Annotated in this window: 17 protein-coding genes; 7 read left to right on the top strand and 10 right to left on the bottom strand. The window is 72.6% G+C overall.

Annotation, left to right across the window (positions count from 1 at the left end; genetic code table 11):
* Positions 1-25: 25 nt before the first annotated feature.
* The 3 genes from KO717_RS20720 to KO717_RS20730 form a co-directional block, all read right to left on the bottom strand.
* Complete coding sequence (locus tag KO717_RS20720) at positions 26-643, bottom strand: TOPRIM nucleotidyl transferase/hydrolase domain-containing protein (RefSeq protein ID WP_301370127.1); 618 nt, start codon at positions 641-643, stop codon at positions 26-28.
* 163 nt (positions 644-806) lie between these two features.
* Positions 807-1,493 carry a hypothetical protein gene (locus KO717_RS20725; RefSeq protein WP_301370128.1) on the bottom strand — a complete coding sequence of 229 codons (687 nt, stop codon included), beginning with the start codon at positions 1,491-1,493 and terminating at the stop codon, positions 807-809.
* Positions 1,494-1,636: 143 nt separating this feature from the next.
* The gene (locus KO717_RS20730) at positions 1,637-2,563 is read right to left on the bottom strand and encodes a cyclase family protein (RefSeq protein ID WP_301370129.1); all 927 of its coding nucleotides are present in this window, start codon (positions 2,561-2,563) and stop codon (positions 1,637-1,639) included.
* A gap of 120 nt (positions 2,564-2,683) precedes the next feature.
* On the opposite strand from KO717_RS20730, the gene KO717_RS20735 reads away from it, so the two are divergent.
* The 3 genes from KO717_RS20735 to KO717_RS20745 all read left to right on the top strand — a co-directional run bounded on the left by KO717_RS20735 (position 2,684) and on the right by KO717_RS20745 (position 5,924).
* On the top strand, positions 2,684-3,595 hold the full coding sequence (locus KO717_RS20735; RefSeq protein WP_301370131.1) for an SDR family oxidoreductase: 912 nt from the start codon (positions 2,684-2,686) through the stop codon (positions 3,593-3,595).
* A gap of 62 nt (positions 3,596-3,657) precedes the next feature.
* Positions 3,658-4,860, top strand: a complete 1,203-nt coding sequence (locus KO717_RS20740; protein WP_301370133.1) for an acyl-CoA dehydrogenase family protein — start codon at positions 3,658-3,660, stop codon at positions 4,858-4,860.
* The gene (locus tag KO717_RS20745; protein WP_301370135.1) at positions 4,857-5,924 is read left to right on the top strand and encodes a Zn-dependent alcohol dehydrogenase; all 1,068 of its coding nucleotides are present in this window, start codon (positions 4,857-4,859) and stop codon (positions 5,922-5,924) included. Before KO717_RS20740 ends, KO717_RS20745 begins: the two co-directional genes overlap by 4 nt.
* An 88-nt stretch (positions 5,925-6,012) precedes the next feature.
* Here KO717_RS20745 and KO717_RS20750 read toward each other — a convergent pair whose 3' ends face one another.
* Both KO717_RS20750 and KO717_RS20755 read right to left on the bottom strand, forming a co-directional pair.
* The gene (locus tag KO717_RS20750) at positions 6,013-6,945 is read right to left on the bottom strand and encodes a D-alanyl-D-alanine carboxypeptidase family protein (RefSeq protein ID WP_301370137.1); all 933 of its coding nucleotides are present in this window, start codon (positions 6,943-6,945) and stop codon (positions 6,013-6,015) included.
* Positions 6,946-7,127: 182 nt separating this feature from the next.
* Complete coding sequence (locus tag KO717_RS20755; RefSeq protein WP_301374638.1) at positions 7,128-7,745, bottom strand: flavin reductase family protein; 618 nt, start codon at positions 7,743-7,745, stop codon at positions 7,128-7,130.
* 163 nt (positions 7,746-7,908) lie between these two features.
* Between KO717_RS20755 and KO717_RS20760 the strand changes: the two genes are divergently transcribed.
* Both KO717_RS20760 and KO717_RS20765 read left to right on the top strand, forming a co-directional pair.
* On the top strand, positions 7,909-8,814 hold the full coding sequence (locus KO717_RS20760; RefSeq protein ID WP_301370139.1) for a hypothetical protein: 906 nt from the start codon (positions 7,909-7,911) through the stop codon (positions 8,812-8,814).
* Positions 8,815-8,957: 143 nt separating this feature from the next.
* Positions 8,958-9,743 (top strand): VOC family protein, encoded by a 786-nt coding sequence (locus KO717_RS20765; RefSeq protein WP_301370141.1) that lies wholly within the window; start codon positions 8,958-8,960, stop codon positions 9,741-9,743.
* Positions 9,744-9,761: 18 nt separating this feature from the next.
* Here the strand turns inward: KO717_RS20765 and KO717_RS20770 are convergent, their stop codons facing one another.
* From KO717_RS20770 to KO717_RS20785, 4 genes are all read right to left on the bottom strand, one after another.
* Positions 9,762-10,562, bottom strand: coding sequence for an enoyl-CoA hydratase/isomerase family protein (locus KO717_RS20770; RefSeq protein WP_301370143.1), 801 nt, complete (start codon positions 10,560-10,562; stop codon positions 9,762-9,764).
* 168 nt (positions 10,563-10,730) lie between these two features.
* Entirely contained in the window at positions 10,731-12,965 is a 2,235-nt protein-coding gene (locus KO717_RS20775; protein ID WP_301370146.1) for an acetate--CoA ligase family protein, read from the bottom strand.
* 256 nt (positions 12,966-13,221) lie between these two features.
* Entirely contained in the window at positions 13,222-13,671 is a 450-nt protein-coding gene (locus KO717_RS20780; RefSeq protein ID WP_301370148.1) for a hypothetical protein, read from the bottom strand.
* Positions 13,668-14,867, bottom strand: a complete 1,200-nt coding sequence (locus tag KO717_RS20785) for a flavin-containing monooxygenase (RefSeq protein WP_301370149.1) — start codon at positions 14,865-14,867, stop codon at positions 13,668-13,670. Before KO717_RS20785 ends, KO717_RS20780 begins: the two co-directional genes overlap by 4 nt.
* Positions 14,868-15,072: 205 nt before the next feature.
* Here KO717_RS20785 and KO717_RS20790 point away from each other — a divergent pair, with 205 nt between their 5' ends.
* Complete coding sequence (locus tag KO717_RS20790; RefSeq protein ID WP_301370151.1) at positions 15,073-15,525, top strand: DoxX family protein; 453 nt, start codon at positions 15,073-15,075, stop codon at positions 15,523-15,525.
* Positions 15,522-15,950 carry a Zn-ribbon domain-containing OB-fold protein gene (locus KO717_RS20795; RefSeq protein WP_301370152.1) on the top strand — a complete coding sequence of 143 codons (429 nt, stop codon included), beginning with the start codon at positions 15,522-15,524 and terminating at the stop codon, positions 15,948-15,950. The genes KO717_RS20790 and KO717_RS20795 overlap by 4 nt, the downstream gene beginning before the upstream one ends.
* A gap of 19 nt (positions 15,951-15,969) precedes the next feature.
* Here the strand turns inward: KO717_RS20795 and KO717_RS20800 are convergent, their stop codons facing one another.
* On the bottom strand, positions 15,970-16,653 hold the full coding sequence (locus KO717_RS20800) for a pyridoxine/pyridoxamine 5'-phosphate oxidase (RefSeq protein ID WP_301370153.1): 684 nt from the start codon (positions 16,651-16,653) through the stop codon (positions 15,970-15,972).
* Positions 16,654-16,705: the final 52 nt, after the last annotated feature.

A 16,705-nucleotide genomic window follows, 5' to 3' on the forward strand; every position in this document is an offset into this window, starting at 1 on the left:
TGAGACCGACTGAGGCCGGCGTGGGTCACAGCGCCGCGAGGAGGTCGTCGAGCGGGGCCGGTACCTCTTCGGGGGCGAGGGCCTCGACGAGGAGGCGGCCGTAGCGGATCTTGCGGCCCTTCTTCGTGCCGAGGAAGCGCCGCAACTGCCGCTGCCGGGGGCGGCCGTGCTGGGCGGGCTGCCGCACGAAGGTCTGCCAGGAGCGCAGGTCGCCCTCGGACCGGAGGACCTCCTCGATCCGCGCCGTGCCCAGCGCGCGGATGAGTTCGTCCTCCAGGTCCGCGACGCACACGAAGAAGCCGCTGCTCGGCGCCCCGGCCCGTGCCAGGGCGCGGTCGTAGAAGGGCTGCTCGCGTTCGTCGCTCAGTCCCGTCAGGCGCAGGCCGAGGCCGGGCGGCCCGAGGAGGCCGGTGTAGCGGCCCACGCTCATCGCCCCGCCCATCGGCGTGACGCACACGCCCTCGGCGGCGAGGTCGCGGCCGCGGCGTGCGGCGAGCGCCTCGACGGCCGCGAGGTCGCTGGGCCCTTCCAGCAGCACCGCCGTCCGCACGCCCAGCCGGGCGGCCAGATCACGCGCGGGCCCGTCCGGCCCCCCGGCCGCCCAGTCGTCGACCGCTTCCCGGAATGCCCGCATGTCCGCCATGGGCCGAGTCTGCGCCTTCACCGACGCCGGGGCACGGAATTTTCGGCGGCGACCGGCGACCGGCGGCCGGAGGCGGCGACGGCGACGGCCGGCTGTCGACTGCCGACCGCCCGTCGTCCCGGGCGGCGTTCCGGGGCGGCGGGCGGTCACGTTCCGGGGCGTCTCAGCCGTCGGTGCAGATCACGTCGTACGGGCGGCCGACGGCCATCATCAGCTCGATGGGGTCCGTGGTGCCGGACGGGCACTCGGCCTTCGTCTTGACGAGGCCGAGGACCTTCTGGGCGCCCGAGCCGCCGCAGGCGACCTCCTTGGCCTGGGAGGTCACGCAGTCGCCCTTCACCAACTGGCCGCCGCCCGCGCCGGCGTCGCCGGGGTGGTCGCCCGAGAGGTTGCGGCCGCAGATCGTGTTGGTGGGGATGCCGCTCGACTTGCCGCCGTAGGAGATGCTCACGTCGATCATCAGGTCCGTGCCGGGCGGGCACTGGATCGCGCCCGGGAGGATGCTGGCTTCCTTGATGTCGACGGCCTTGAAGGTGGCGCCGGACTCGGAGCAGCCCTGCCGCTTGTACGCGCCGGCGGCCTTGGCCGGGTCGGGGCCGCCGCAGTCGCCGACCTTCCACGCGCTGGAGGTGTCGGAGGAGGACTCGGGGGATCCGGGGTCCTTGGCGGTGGGCTTGGCGGAGGGGGAGGCCGAGGGGGACGCCGACGGCTTGCCGTCGTCCTTGCGGAGCGACTGCATGACGAAGTAGCCGCCGATGATGACCACGGCGAGCACGATGACGGCGACGACGTTGCCGCCGGATCGGCGCCTGGGCGCGGGCGGCGGCGTTACCTGGTACGGGTTGGCCATGCGGGCTTCTCCTGCGGGGAACGTGGCGGGGACGGGGTGTGACGCACGCGAACGGTGACGCGACATGTACACCTCATGGTTCCACGCGGCCGCACGCGCCGGGGGCCGTGCGGCCGAAGCCCCCGGGGTGGAGCATCCTCGGGTCAGAGAACGGCCACCGGGGCCACGGGAGTTCCGGTGCCGCCGACGAAGGGTTCCGGCATCGCGGAGAGGAGGAACGCGTAGCGGTTCTCTTCTGCACAGGCTGTGGACAACTTTTCGAGATTCCAGTTCTGCCCCTGGTGCATGCCCATCTCGACCAGGTGGAGGGCGTGGACCGGGAGCCACAGGTTCTCGATCTCCGGCGGGAAGATCTCGAAGGTCAGCGTGTCGTTCGCGACGGCCGCCACGTCCCGCGCGTGGAACCACTCGGGCGTACGGACGGACAGCCCGGGCGAGGGGAAGCCGTAGCCGTGCTTGTCGCCCGCCAGGTAGACCTGGATCTGGCCGGTGCGGACCAGGACGATGTCGCCGGGGCGGACGGTGACCCCGCCGAACTCCTCGGCCTCCGTGAGGTCCTCGGGGGTCACCGCGTGGTCGCCCGGCAGCCGGTCCAGCCCCTTCGCGCGCGCGACGTCGAGGAGCACCCCGCGCGAGAGGATGTGACCGGCCTTGTCTATGCCGCTGAACTCGGCGCGGCCGTGCGCCGTGATGGTGCCGGCCGGGCGGCCGTTGTAGATCTTCCCCGAGTGCGAGACGTGGGTGAGGGCGTCCCAGTGGGTGCCCGCCTGGAGGCCCATGCTCACGGCGTCGTCGCTGCAGGCCACCGTGCCGGGACCGAAGAGCTCCTGGTTGATCTGCACCATCGTGTGCAGCGGGTTGATCCGGCCGGGGATCATGCCGACCTGCACCCCGTCCTCCTTGAGCGGAAGGGCGAGCGGGATCCGGCGGCCGGTGCGGATCTGCGCCGCGGCACCCCGGACCACCTCGTCGGTGATCAGGTTCAGGGTGCCGATCTCGTCGTCGGCGCCCCAGCGTCCCCAGTTGTTGACGCGCTTGGCGATGTCGTGGAACTCGGCGGGCAGGGTCATGGGCGTCGACAGCTCCTTGCGTGGATGCGGCGGTTACGACGACAACGAGGGCTTGTGCAGGTGCATCTGACTACCCATAGAATCTAACGGTCCGTCAGAAATCGCGGGAAGGGGCCGGACGTGGGGAACTTCTTGGCAGGCAAGGTCGTCGCCGTCACCGGCGCCGGCCGGGGCATCGGACGGGCCGTGGCACTCGCCGCGGCCGCCGAGGGCGCCAAGGTCGTCGTCAACGACTACGGGGTCGGGATCGAGGGCGCGGAGCCCACCAGCGAGATCGCCGAGGCCGTGGTGAAGGAGATCACCGCCCTCGGCGGGGAGGCCGTCGCCGTCGCCGACGACATCTCCACCATGGCGGGCGGCCAGCGCCTCGTCGACACGGCGCTCGCGCGGTACGGCCGCATCGACGGCGTCGTGTGCGTGGCCGGCATCCTGCGCGAACGGATGCTGTTCAACATGTCCGAGGAGGAGTGGGACCCGGTCATCGCCACCCACCTGAAGGGCACCTTCACCGTCTTCCGCGCCGCCTCCGCCGTCATGCGCAGGCAGGGCACGGGCACCCTGATCGGCTTCACCAGCGGCAACCACCAGGGCTCCGTCGCCCAGGCCAACTACAGCGCCGCCAAGGGCGGGATCATCTCGCTCGTCCGCTCCGCGGCGCTGGGCCTGGCCAAGTACGGGGTCACGGCCAACGCCGTCGCACCCGTCGCCCGCACCCGGATGTCCGCGGGAGTGCCCATGGAACTCAAGGAGATCGGCGAGCCCGAGGACGTGGCGGCGCTGGTCACCTACCTGCTCAGCGACCGGGCCAAGGCCGAGGACATCACCGGGCAGGTCTACACGATCGCCGGCCCGAAGATCGCCGTCTGGGCGCAGCCGCGCGAGCTGCGCGCCGGATACGCCGAAGGGTCCTGGACGCCGGAGAAGATCGCCGACTTCCTGCCCGGCACGGTGGGCACCGACCCGATGCCGATGCTCGCGCAACTGGAGGCCATGGCCAAGGCGGCGGCCGCCAAGGACCGCCCCAACGCGTAGGACCCGGACAGCACCGGCCAGAACAGCACCGGCCAGAACCGGAGAGGACCAGGGGGAACAGCGTGGACTTCAGCTTCGGGGCCGAGGACGAGGAGCTGCGCGGGCACGCCCGGGCGTGGCTGTCGGAGCACCTCGTGGGCCCGTACGCGCAGGCCGTCGGCCTCGGCGGACCGGGCAGCGAGCACGAGGGGGCCGGGATCCGGCGGGCGTGGGAGCGCGAGCTCGGCCGGGGCGGCTGGATCGGCCAGGGCTGGGAGGCCGAAGGGTGGGGAAACCGGCGGCTCTCCCTGACCGGCCAGGTGGTGTGGGCCGAGGAGTACGCGGCCCTGCGCGCGCCAGGCCGGGTCGGCCACATCGGCGAGAACCTCCTCGCCCCGACCCTCATCGCCTACGGGTCGCCCGAGCAGCAGAACCGCTTCCTGCCCGGCATCGCGCGGGGCGAGGAGCTGTGGTGCCAGGGCTACAGCGAGCCGGACGCCGGCTCCGACCTCGCGGGGATCCGTACGGCCGCGGTACGGGACACGGGCGACGGGCGGTACCGGGTGACGGGCCAGAAGATCTGGACCTCGCTCGCCCAGGACGCCGACTGGTGCTTCGTACTCGCCCGCACCGAGCCCGGCTCGCGCCGCCACCGGGGGCTGTCGTTCCTGCTCGTACGCATGGACCAGCCCGGCCGCGTCGAGGTCCGGCCGATCCGGCAGATGTCGGGCACGAGCGAGTTCAACGAGGTGTTCTTCGACGGGGCGGTCGCGGCGGAGGCCGTCGGCGCCGAGGGCGACGGCTGGACCGTGGCCATGGGCCTGCTCGCCCTGGAGCGCGGGGTCTCGACCCTGGTCCAGCAGATCGGGTTCGCGGCGGAACTGGAGCGCGTCCTGGCGTCGTACGCGGTGCGGGCCGCCGCAGGCGCCGGGGACCCCGTCCTGCGGGATCGGCTGGTCCGGCAGTGGGCCGAGCTGCGCACGATGCGGTGGAACGCCCTGCGCACGCTCGGCGCCACCGACGACGCGGGCGCGCCCAGCGTGGCCAAGCTGCTGTGGGGCGGCTGGCACCGGCGGCTCGGGGAGCTGGCGGTGGAGGTCCGCGGCGCGGCGGCCACGGCCGGGCCGGCGGGCTGGGCGCCCGGACTCCCGTACGAACTCGGACTCGACGAGGAGCAGCGCCTGTTCCTGTTCACCCGTGCCGACACCATCTACGGCGGCTCGGACGAGATCCAGCGGAACATCATCGCCGAGCGCGTGCTCGGCCTGCCTAAGGAGTCCAGGTGAGAGGCGTCGTGTTCGACGGCAAGCAGGCCCAGGTGGTCGACGACCTGGAGATCCGGGACCCGGGGCCGGGGGAGGTGCTGGTCGCGATCGGCGCGGCCGGGCTGTGCCACAGCGACCTGTCGGTCATCGACGGGACGATCCCGTTCCCGCCGCCGGTGGTGCTCGGGCACGAGGGCGCGGGGGTCGTGGAGGCGGTGGGCCCTGGGGTCACCCACGTGGTGCCGGGCGATCACGTGGCGCTGTCCACCCTGGCCAACTGCGGGGCGTGCGCGGACTGCGACCGGGGCCGGCCGACGATGTGCCGCAAGGCGATCGGGATGCCCGGGCAGCCGTTCTCGCGGGGCGGGAAACCGCTGTTCCAGTTCGCCTCCAACTCCGCCTTCGCGGAGCGCACGATCGTCAAGGCCGTACAGGCCGTGAAGATCCCGGCCGACATCCCGCTGACCTCGGCTGCGCTCATCGGCTGCGGGGTCCTCACGGGGGTGGGGGCGGTGCTGAACCGGGCGCGTGTGGACCGAGGCGAGAGCGTGGTCGTCATAGGCACCGGCGGCATCGGGCTGAACGTGCTGCAGGGGGCCCGGATCGCGGGCGCCACGACGATCGTCGCAGTGGACGCGAACCCGGCGAAGGAGGCGGTGGCCCGGCAGTTCGGCGCCACGCACTTCATCGACGCGTCCGCCGTCGCCGACTCGTCGGCGGCGGTCCGCGAGATCCTGCCGACCGGCGCCGACCACGCCTTCGAGTGTGTGGGCAACGTGAAGCTGATCCGCCAGGCGATCGACCTCCTCGACCGGCACGGGCAGGCGGTCCTGCTCGGCGTGCCCGGCTTCCAGGAGGAGGCGTCGTTCCTCGTGTCGTCCATGTACCTGGACAAGACGATCATGGGCTGCCGGTACGGGTCCTCGCGCCCGCAGCGCGACATCGCGCTCTACGCCGAGCTCTACCGGCAGGGCCGGCTGCTGCTGGACGAACTGGTCACGGAGGTCTACCCGGTCGAGGACTTCGCCAAGGCCGTGGACGACGCCCACCACGGGCGGGTGGCCAGGGGAGTGCTCACCTTCTGACCGGCGCCCGTCGTTCCCCGCAAACGGCTCGGCTCCTGCGCCGGCGGGATCGCACCCGCCGGCGCAGGAGCCGTGAACCGTGTCACCGTCAGTCGAGGACGTCCGGGATCGGGTCGGTGTTGCCGCGCTGCAGCGCCGCCCCGGAGCCGGCGCTCGAACCGAGCGCCCAGTCCATGAGCTTCATCGAGTCCGCGTAGCGCTCCTCGTCGTTCAGCAGGACGCCGATGACGGTCTTGCCGTTACGGGTCGCGGAGTAGACGAGGCACTTGCCCGCGGCGGTGCCGGTGCCGGTCTTGACACCGATCGCACCCGGGTAGGCGTAGCCGGTGGGACGCTCCCTGATCAGCAGGTTGCTGTTGCCCCACGTGGCGTCGGTCGAGGTGCCGCCCGTGCTGTAGGTCTTCGCCGCCACGATCTTCGGGAACGTGACGCCCGACATCGCGTACTTGGTCAGCTTGGCCAGGTCGCGCGGGGTCGTGAGGTTCTTGCCGGTCGGCGAGATCCCGTCGAAGGAGTCGTACACGGTCTTGGTCATGCCCAGCGACTTGGCCTTGGCGTTCATCTGCGCGATGAAGTCCGCCGTGCGGGCCTGTGTGGTCGCGCCCTTGCCGAAGGTGTCGGCGAGCGCGTAGGCCGCGTCGCAGCCCGACGGGAGCATCAGCCCGTACAGCAGCTGGCGGACCGTCGCCGTGGCACCCACCTTCAGGTGGGCCGAGCTCGCGCCCTCGCGGACGACGTAGTCCACGTACTCCTGCTTGATGGTGACCTTCTGGTCGTAGTTCAGGTTGGGCGTACGCATCACGACCTGGGCGGTCATGATCTTCGTGGTGCTCGCCCCCTGCCGCTGGGTGTCAGCTGCCTTGCTGGCGAGCGTGGCCCCGCTGGTGCCGTCGATGAGGATCGATCCGGCGGCCGTGACGGGGGGTGCGGCGACCGGAGCCGCCGACGAGGCCGGCGAAGCGGCCACCAGGAAGGCCCCGGTGGCGACCGTGACGGCGATCGCGCCGCGCGTGCGGCGCATCAGGTTCAGTATCAAATCAAATCCCCGCGTATCCGAAGAATTCCGAAGGGGCGGGAGCACCGAGGCGCCCCAGCCCCTGGGGGAGCTTACGCAGCCGACGGACGCAGGGACATCGAACTGCGGGGGAGGAACGGTCCGGGCCCCGGCGGTCGGCCCGTCAGCCGGCCCCGTCAGCCGGCCCGTCAGTCGGCGAGACGCCCGAAGCGGCCCTTGTGGAAGAGGAGCGGCTCGCCCTCGCCGGCCGCGCCCATGGCCACCACCCGGCCCACGACGATGAGGTGGTCCCCGCCGGTGTGGACGGCCTGGATCCGGCAGTCGATCCAGGCGGGCACCGCGTCGAGCTGCGGTGAGCCCGTGACGGGGGCGGGCGTGTGGGTCACCCCGGCGAACTTGTCCGCGCCGCTGACGGCGAAGGACCGGCACAACTCACCCTGTGCGGCGCCGAGGATGTTGACGCAGAACACCCCGGCGCGGGCGATCCGCGGCCAGGTGGTCGACGTACGGGCCACCATGAAGGTGACCAGGGGCGGGTCGAGGGACAGCGAGGCGAAGGACTGGCAGGCGAAGCCGGCCGGGCCCTCCTCGTCCTCGCCGGGCGGTGCGGTGATGACGGTGACCCCGCTCGCGAAGTTCCCGAGCACGGCCCGGAACTCGGCGGGGGACACCGGCGCGCGTTCGTCCTCGCCGACGGCCCGCAGGTCGGGACGCGGCAGGGCGTCGACGGACTCGGGTTCCCGCTGCGCCGAGGCGGAGGTGGGGGAGCCCACTGACCTGAGGTATCGGACGACGGTGGCCGCCATCCCTGCGTGTCCCATCACACCGACGATTGAAGCTGACGGTGCGTCAGATAGGAAGGGGTGGGAAGGCGGGCGCATCATTTGAACATGTTCAGGAAAGGTGTAGAGTCCCGGTCCGAGAGTCTTGAACGCGTTCAGACAGGGGTGGGTGGGCAGGATGGCGCAGGTGACACGGATGCCGCGGGCGGCGGCGGACCGCGGATGGTGGGCATCGGCACCCGGCGCGGACGCGGTCTTCGCCGGGCAGCTGCTGATAGGGCTGGCCCTGCTCGTCGCCCTGCCGGAGCCGGACGACGGCTTCGAAGTCACCACCCGGGGAAACGGTCTGCTCGCGTATCTCGTCGCAGGGGCCGTGGTCGTCCCCGCCCTGCTGCTGGGCATCGGCATGCTGCACTCCCTGCTCTTCACCCGCCCCGCCCTCGCCCTGGCCCGCCGGACGGGCGAAGTCGCCGCCGCACCGGCCTGGCTTCTCGGCCTGTCGACGGCCTGCGCCTTCTTCCTGTGGCGTGCGGGGCTCCCGTTCCTCCCCTCCCTGGCCTGGATCGCGGGCAGCGGCGTACTCCCCCTGCTGGTGGCGGGCCTGGCGCTGCGCACCACCCGGTCGTGCGGCTACGTCGCGACGGCGGCGTACATCACCTCCGGCGTCCTCGCGCTGGCCGCCCTGGTCGGCGGTCCGTACGCGATCGACGGGATCACCACGAACGGCTACGAGCTGTCCGGGGCACGGCAGCCGCATTACGCCGGTACCTGGCGCGGTGAGGGCGGCGGCACGGTCAGGCTCCGGGAGGGCGGCGAGCTCGCCGTCGAGGACCTCCCGGTCAATCCGGGCGACGGCTCCGTGGTGCGCTGCACCGCCACGGGCACCTGGCGGGAGCGGCCGGCCGACGCGCGGTCCGACCAGCGGGCCGGGGTGGAACTGACCGTCGGCGATTGCCCGGGCTGGCAGACGCAGTGGCAGGAGGCCGGTCCTGCGGGCCGCCGCCCCGAGCTCCACCCGGTCGGCAACACGGGCCCCGGCTCCATGCGCCCCATGTGGCGCTCCGGCCCGCCGGACGTCCTCGTCTCGCCTTGACCCCCCGGCCGCCGACCCGCTTATCCCGTACACCCACACGGGTGAAACCCCCCGCCTCCGTGGGTCCGTACGCCCGGGCGCGGGTGGAGGCTCGGCATCGTGGCAGCGACCTCGTACCGCCGCCGTAGTCCCGGGAGGACCCCATGCTCGGCACCGACTTCACCACCGGATCACCCAACTGGCTCGACCTCGGCAGCCCCGACACCGAGGCGGCCGCCGCGTTCTACAACGCCGTCCTCGGCTGGGACTTCGTCTCCGCCGGGCCCGAGGCGGGCGGGTACGGGTTCTTCCAGGTCGGCGGCAAGACCGTCGCCGCGCTCGGGCCCCTCACCGAGGAGGGGGCCACGTCCGCCTGGATGCAGCACTTCATGACCCCCGACATCCAGGCCACCGCGACGGCCGTCACCGCCGGCGGCGGCACGGTCCGGATGGAACCCATGGACGTCATGGGAGAGGGCTGGCTGGCCCAGTTCACCGACCCGCAGGGCGCCGAGTTCGCCTGCTGGCAGCCCGGGAAGACCGCCGGACTCCAGCTGACCTCCGGCGACAACACGCTGGTGTGGACCGAGCTCCACGTGGCGGACCCCGTCGCCGACATCGCCTTCTACACCGGGGTGTTCGGCTGGCGCAGCGCCGAGATGCCCGCGCCCGGAATGACGTACCGGGTGCTGAGCACCGCCGACGGAGACCAGCAGGACGCCTCCTTCGGCGGGGTCGCCCCCTTCCTGGGCGAGGGCGGGGACGAGCAGGCGCGCTGGGTGCCGTACTTCGCGTCGGCGGACGTCGACGCCACCGTCGCGGCGGCCAAGGCGAACGGCGGCTCGGTACTCATGCCGGCCACCGACCTCCCCGAGGTCGGCCGGATCGCCTGGCTCGCCGACCCGGCCGGAGCGGTGTTCGCGCTGCTCAAGCCCGACCCGCGGATGTAGTGCGCCGCGGCGGTTCCGTCAGCGGCCGAGGTACTTGGGCGTGCGGCGCTCCACGAAGCTCGCCACGCCCTCGTTCGCATCGGCGGTGGTCATGTTGATCTCCTGGGCGGTGGCCTCGGCGGCGAATGCGGCCGCCCGGTCACCGTCCAGCGAGGCATTGACCAGCTGCTTGGTCATGGCCAGCGCCCGGGTGGGCCCCTGGGCGAGCCGCTCGGCCCATTCACGGGCCGTCGCCTCCAACTCCTCCGCCGGAACCACCCGGTTGACAAGCCCCAGGCGCTCGGCCTCGGCGGCCGGGACGGCATCACCGAAGAACATCAGCTCCTTGGCCTTCTGCGGCCCGACGAGCCGGGGCAGCAGATAGGCGCCCCCGCCGTCGGGGACCAGGCCGCGGCGTACGAACACCTCGATGAACCGGGCCGGTTCGGCGGCGATCACGAGGTCGCAGGCGAGGGCCAGGTGGGCGCCGATACCGGCGGCCGTGCCGTTGACGGCGGCGAGGACGGGCTTCTCGCAGTCGAGCACGGCGGTGATCAGGCGCTGCGCGCCGAGGCGGATCATACGGGCGACGTCACCGGCGACCCTCTCGCCCGCGGGGGCGCTGCCGCGAAGGTCGGCGCCCGCGCAAAAGCCCTTGCCGGTGGCGGTGACGACGACGGCCCGCACGGCCGGGTCGGCGGAGGCCTCGGCGAGCAGCGCGATGACGCGCTCGCGCTGGTCCCAGGTGACGGCGTTCATGGCCTCGGGGCGGTTGAGGGTGATCCAGGCGACGCCGTTCTCGATGCGGTGGAGGACTTCGTCCTCCGTGATGCCGGTCATGGTGAACTCCCGTTCTTCTAAGCCTCGCCGGCGTTTGAGGCGCGGGGTCTGGGGCGGAGCCCCGGAAACGGCGGGGCGGGGGCTGCTGCCGAGTCTGTGGCGCAGCGCCGTTGCCGGGGGCCAGCCCCCGGACCCCCGCGCCTCAAACGCCGGCGGGGCTGAAAATCGTCAGCGGCAGATGGCGAGCGCGTCCAGCGCCACCGCCCCCTGCCCCCGCGGGAGCACCATCAGCGGGTTGATGTCCAGCTCGGACAGCTCGTCGCCGAGTTCGAGCGCCATCCGCTGGATGCGCAGCACGACCTCCACCAGGGCGTCCACATCGGCCGGGGGTGCTCCCCGTACGCCCTCCAGCAGCGCATGCCCGCGCAGCTCCCGCAGCATCGCCCGCGCCTGGTCCTCGCCGAACGGCGGCACGCGGACCGCCGCGTCGTGCAGGACCTCCACCAGGACCCCGCCCAGCCCGACGGTGACAGTGGGGCCGAAGAGGTCGTCCTGGGTCACGCCGACGACCATCTCCACGCCCCGCTCCACCATCTGGCAGACCAGGATCCCGTCGAGCGGTACGTTCTCGTAGCGCGCGATGTCGGTCAGCTCCCGGTACGCGTCACGGATCTGGCTCGCCGACGTGAGGCCGATCTTCACCAGGCCGAGCTCCGTCTTGTGCCCCAGCTGCGGGCCCGAGGCCTTCATCACCACCGGGTAGCCGACCAGCCCGGCCGCGCGGACCGCCGCCGCCGCGCTGGTCACCAGCTGCTCGCGGGGGACCCGTATCCCGTAGGCGCGCAGGAGCTGCTTCGCCGCGTGCTCGCTGAGCTGCTGGGACGGCCGCATGAGGGCCTGCGCCTTGCGGTACGAGGGCGAGGGCGTGCGCGGTGCGTCCTCGAACGGGGAGCGGTATCCGGCGGTGAAGCGGTGGTGGCCGAGGTAGGCGCGTACGGCGGTGATGCAGTTGCCGAAGGTGCGGAAGGTGGCCACGCGGGAGGAGCCGAGGAGGGTGGTGCGGTAGGCGTCCTCGGTGCCGACGGGGGAGCCCCAGATCACGCAGATCAGTTTGTCGCTCTGCTCGGCGGCGTCCACCAGGTCCTGGGCGAGCTTGTCGCTCATGGGCGGGAAGGGGCCGGTGATCGGGCAGATCAGGACGCCCACCTCGGGGTCGGCGAGGATCGCGTCGATGATCTTCCGGCCGCGCCAGTCGCCGACCGGGTGGCCGCCGTTGTCGACCGGGTTGGCGACGTTCAGGTACCCGGGGATCCACTGGTGGAGTTCGTCCTGCTTGGCCTGCGAGAGGGTGGGCAAGGTCAGGCCCGCCTCCGTGGCCAGGTCGGAGAAGTGCGCTCCGGTGCCGCCGGAGATGGAGTAGACGACGACCCCGTCCGCCTTGGGCTTGCGGGCCCGGGCGAGCAGGGCGGCGGTGTCCTGGAGCTCGTCGAGACCGTCGACGCGGATGACGCCGAACTGGCGCATGGCGGCGTCCACGACGGTGTCGGCGCCGGTCAGCTTGCCGGTGTGGGAGGCGGCCATGCGCGCGCCGGTCTCGGTGCGGCCGACCTTGACGGCGACGACGGGGACGCCGTTGCGTGCGGCCCGGTCGGCGGCGAGCAGGAAGGACCGGCCGTCCTTGAGGCCCTCCACGTAGCAGGCGATGGCCCCGACCTCGGGCTGCTCGGCGAAGTAGGAGATGAAGTCGGAGGTCTCCAGGTCCGCCTCGTTGCCGGTGGGCGCCCAGTGGGAGAGCCGGATGCCCAGCTCCTGGAGGGTGTAGACGGGCCGGCCCTGGTGGCCGGACTGGGTGATGAGGGCGATCGCCGGGCCGCCGAGGTCCTCGCGGAACTTCTCGAAGGCGTTGAGGTTGGTGTTGGGGCCCAGCAGACGCAGGCCGGAGCCGCGGACGGCGGCGCCGAGCCGCTCCTGGGCGGCGGCTCCCGCGTCGCCGGTCTCGGCGAAGCCGGAGGCGAAGGCGACCGCGAACTTGACCTTCGTCTCGGCCAGTTCCTCGATGACGGGGAGCGGGTCGGCGACGAGGAGGACGGCGAGGTCCACCTGTTCGGGCAGGTCGGCCACGGACGCGTGGCAGGTCAGCCCGAAGACGGTGGGGCGGGTGGGGTGCACGGGGTGGATCCGGGCGCCGACGCGCTCCGCCCAGGCCATGAGCTGGCGGGTGATGCCGGTGTTGGGCCGGCCCTCCGTGTCGGAGGCGCCGATGACGGCCACGGACTCGGGCCGGAAGAACCGGTCCAGGTCGGGCACGTCGGCGTGCAGCGGTCGTCCGCTGACGTCCAGGGGGACCGCGTCGTCGGCGGAGGGGGCCGCCGACGAGTGGACGGCGGTCCTGGGAGACTCCCCGCAGGCCTCGACACGTGCGCGGAAGTCGGTGGTGAGGGTGCCGTGAGTAGATCCAAGCATCGTTGCCGCCCGCTCCTGCTCGATGAACCTCGATGGAACTCAATAACTGACGCGTAGTCAGATTACTGAACTGACGTGCCGTCAGGAACAGGGCTGCGCAGGAAAGGTGTGGAGGTGGTGTGTTGAAGTGAACGGTGACAGATCCCTCCCGGACCGGTCCAGGGCGCGAATCGGCCGACCGACCCGACCCGGCCGACCTGACCCGACCCGGCCGACCCGACCCGGCCCCGCCGACCCGGCCCGGCCCCGCCGCGGCTCAGGCGTGCCAGAGGGCGAACAACCCGGCGAAGAAGATCAGGGTGAACATCGGAACCCACCACGGCGCGGATCCCGCCTCCCGCGTCGAGCGGGACACGCGGGCCAGCAGCCGGGCGTTCGCCAGCCCGGCGGTCAGGCAGTAGAGCGCCCAGAGCGGCTCGAACAGCCAGGCGGGGGACTCGAAGTAGAAGCTGTAACCGAGCAGCCAGGTGTCGGCCTGGGTGATGACGAGGAAGAGGTGCACGACGAGGAGCCAGGGCATCGTCAGCACCACGGCGATGCTGCGGGCCAGCCAGCCGTTCTCGCCGGGCCCGCCGCCGCCCGTCATCGACCAGACCGCGCAAACCGTCAGTAGCACCAGGTAACAGCGGGACAGCGGCTCGCTCCATGCGGTCCTGGCGGCCTCCCGGATCCGGGAGGCCGGAGCGACCGAGCCGGCCGGCTTCACGCAGCGCCCTTCGCCGACCGGCGGGCGACCGCCTTGGCGATCTTCTCCGCGTCCATGGCCATCTCCCGGAACATGCCGCTGATGGGGTTGGAGAATCCCGTGAAGTACAGGCCGGGGGCCTGCTCGGGGGTGCGGGCGCCGTGCGTACGCGGGCGGCCGCGCTCGTCGAGCACCCCGAGATGGCCGACCAGCCCCTCCAGGGCCCGGCGGTAGCCGGTCGCCGCGATCACCGCGTCCGGGGTGATCCTCGAGCCGTCCGCGAGTACCACCTCGGCGCCGTCGAAGGCCTCGACGGCGGCCACCGGCTCCACCTTGCCGCTGCGGACCGCGTCGACCAGACCGACGTCCTGAACCGGTATCGACCCCTGCTTGACCCTGCTGTACAGGCCGGTGGCCGGGCGCGGAAGCCCGTACGCCGACAGGTCCGGGACGGAGGCCCCGGCGACGAGCCGGCCCACCCGGTCCACGAGCCGCACGGGCAGCCGGCGTACGAGGATCCCGCTGCGCTGGGCCGGCCAGCCGGCGGTGGAGCGGCGCATGATGTGCGGCGCGGTGCGCACGGCGAGCCGCACCCGCGCCGCGCCGCCCTCGACGAGGTCGACGGCTATTTCGGCGCCGGTGTTGCCGACGCCGACGACGAGGACGTCCTGCCCGGCGTACGGCCTGGGGTTGCGGTAGTCGGAGGCGTGCAGCAGCCGGCCCTCGTACGCGTCCCGGCCCGGCCAGTCGGGGAGCGCGGGCGTGTGGTTGTACCCGGTGGCGACGACCACGGCCGCGGCCGCCAGCTCCCGGCCGCCGCTGGCGTGCAGGATCCAGCCGTCCGGGCCCTCGCCCTCGGGGCCGGGTCCGGCGGGCTCGATCCGGGTCACCTCCACACCGGTGACCAGCTCCAGCTCGTGGAACTCGGCGTACTTCTCCAGGTAGCGCACGACGTTGTCGCGGGAGACCCAGCGCCCGAAGCGGCGCGGCATGGCCAGGCCCGGGAGGGCGGAGAGCCGGCGCGTGGTGTGCAGGTGCAGCCGGTCGTAGTGCTGCCGCCAGGATGCGCCGACCGCGTCGGACTTCTCGACGACCACCGCGCGGACCCCGCGGGCGCGCAGCGCGGCGGCCGCGGCGAGGCCGCCGGGGCCGGCCCCGATGACGTACACGGGGCGGGGCTGGGTGGTCATGTCGGGTGCTGTCGGGTCTCCGGGCATGAGGTGTGATCGTATCGCCACGCTGGGTTGATGGGTCTCGGTCGGGCGGGGAATCGATTGCGGATCGATCACGGACGCCCGGAACGCCCGCGCGGCCGTGGCTCCGCGGCCGGCCGGGGCCTTGCGCGATCGCCCCGGATCCGCTCAACTGACGTACCGTCAGATAGAGCGTGCGCGTCGATCGCGAGAGGGGTGGGGGCTGCCGATGCAGACCATCTGGCTCAGTGGGGCCGAATGGCTCGCCGTGCTCCGGATAGGCCTCGGCCTGTGGTGGCTGGAGAGCTGGCGGCACAAGGACAAGAAGGGCTGGTTCGAGCGCGGCACCGGCATCGCCTGGGCCGCCGACGTCGCAGGCAAACACCGCTGGACCTTCGTCAAGGGCGGCTTCGAACTGGTCGTCGCACCGCGGCCGAAGGTGATGGCGTACACCGTCGTCTACGCGGAACTCGCCCTCGGGCTGGGCCTCGTACTCGGCTTCCTGACCCCGGTCGCACTGATCGGCGGACTCCTGCTGAACCTGCTCTACCTGGTGCTGATGATCCACGACTGGGCCGAGCAGGGCCAGAACGCGATGATGGCGCTCATCTCCCTCGTCGCACTCCTCGCCATGTCCTGGCAGACCTGGTCCCTCGACGCGGCGATCGGACTGTTCCTGTGACCGGCACGGTGCGGTACGACCTCCCCGAGGCGGACGAGTTCACCCGGCCCTACTGGGACGCGGCGGCCGAGGGGCGGCTGCTCCTGCGGCGCTGCGCCGACTGTGGGCGGGCGCACCACTACCCGCGCGAGTTCTGCCCGTTCTGCTGGGCGGGCGAGGACCGCGTGACGTGGGAGCCGGCGAGCGGCCGGGCGACCCTCTACACATGGTCGGTCGTCCACCGCAACGACCTCCCGCCGTTCGGTACGCGCGTCCCGTACACGGCGGCGGTCGTCGACCTCGCCGAAGGCCCGCGGATGATGACCGAGGTGGTGGACTGCGCGGCGGCGGACCTGAGCATCGGCATGCCGCTGACGGTCACCTTCCGCGAGGCCGCGGACGGGGTGTGGGTGGCGGTCTTCCGGCCCGCGCCGCCACCGCACTGAGGGACCTTCGGGCCGGGGATCAGGGCCAGAGCAGCTCGCGCTCCCAGGAACCGCCTTCCGTACGGGAGTACCGCAGGCGGACGTGCCGGCGCGCGGCGTCACCCTGGAAGAACTCCACCTCGGCGGGGTCCAGCACGTACCGCGTCCAGGTCGGAGCCGGCGCGTCCGGCTCGGCTCCGGCCCGCTCCCAGGCGGCCGCCGAGACCCGCGCCAGCTCCTCGGCGGAGCCGAGCACCTCGCTCTGCCGGCCCGTGAGCGCGGCGGCGAGCGCACCTCGAGAGCGGACCGCCAGGTCCGCCCGGCTCTCCTCGGGCCCGCAGGCGGTGACCCGCCCCCGGACGCGGACCTGGCGGCCCACGGTCGGCCAGTAGAACCCGAGCGCCGCATCCGGGTGCCTGGCCAGCTGCACGCCCTTGGCGCTGGTGGCGTGCGAGGCGAAGTGCCAGCCGCGCGCATCGACGTCGTGCAGCATCAACGTCCGCACATCGGGCCGCCCCTCCCCGTCCACCGTCGCCAGAGTCATGGTGTGCGGCTCCAACTGCCCCGCCCGGGCGGAATGCACGAACCACTCCCGGAACAGCGCCAAGGGCTCCCGGGGCGCGGCGGAAGCATCGAACCCGGGGAGCGGGGAGTCCCACACGCGCAGGGAATGCAGGGTGGCGCGGAACGCGTCGCTGCTGATCTCGCTGGTCTCGCTGGTCATGAGGCATATGGAACAGCAGGGCGGGGCCGGGGACCAGGGGCGGCGGGCGGAG

The sequence above is a fragment of the Streptomyces xanthophaeus genome (assembly GCF_030440515.1).
Classification (GTDB): Bacteria; Actinomycetota; Actinomycetes; order Streptomycetales; family Streptomycetaceae; genus Streptomyces; species Streptomyces kutzneri.

Excerpts from the sequence above, each read along its gene's own strand:
- KO717_RS20720 (WP_301370127.1), bottom strand. The coding sequence starts at position 643 with ATGGCGGACATGCGGGCATTCCGGGAAGCGGTCGACGACTGGGCGGCC.
- KO717_RS20725 (WP_301370128.1), bottom strand. The coding sequence starts at position 1,493 with ATGGCCAACCCGTACCAGGTAACGCCGCCGCCCGCGCCCAGGCGCCGA.
- KO717_RS20730 (WP_301370129.1), bottom strand. The coding sequence starts at position 2,563 with ATGACCCTGCCCGCCGAGTTCCACGACATCGCCAAGCGCGTCAACAAC.
- KO717_RS20750 (WP_301370137.1), bottom strand. The coding sequence starts at position 6,945 with ATGCGCCGCACGCGCGGCGCGATCGCCGTCACGGTCGCCACCGGGGCC.
- KO717_RS20755 (WP_301374638.1), bottom strand. The coding sequence starts at position 7,745 with ATGGCGGCCACCGTCGTCCGATACCTCAGGTCAGTGGGCTCCCCCACC.
- KO717_RS20765 (WP_301370141.1), top strand. The coding sequence starts at position 8,958 with ATGCTCGGCACCGACTTCACCACCGGATCACCCAACTGGCTCGACCTC.
- KO717_RS20770 (WP_301370143.1), bottom strand. The coding sequence starts at position 10,562 with ATGACCGGCATCACGGAGGACGAAGTCCTCCACCGCATCGAGAACGGC.
- KO717_RS20775 (WP_301370146.1), bottom strand. The coding sequence starts at position 12,965 with ATGCTTGGATCTACTCACGGCACCCTCACCACCGACTTCCGCGCACGT.
- KO717_RS20785 (WP_301370149.1), bottom strand. The coding sequence starts at position 14,867 with ATGCCCGGAGACCCGACAGCACCCGACATGACCACCCAGCCCCGCCCC.
- KO717_RS20790 (WP_301370151.1), top strand. The coding sequence starts at position 15,073 with ATGCAGACCATCTGGCTCAGTGGGGCCGAATGGCTCGCCGTGCTCCGG.
- KO717_RS20800 (WP_301370153.1), bottom strand. The coding sequence starts at position 16,653 with ATGACCAGCGAGACCAGCGAGATCAGCAGCGACGCGTTCCGCGCCACC.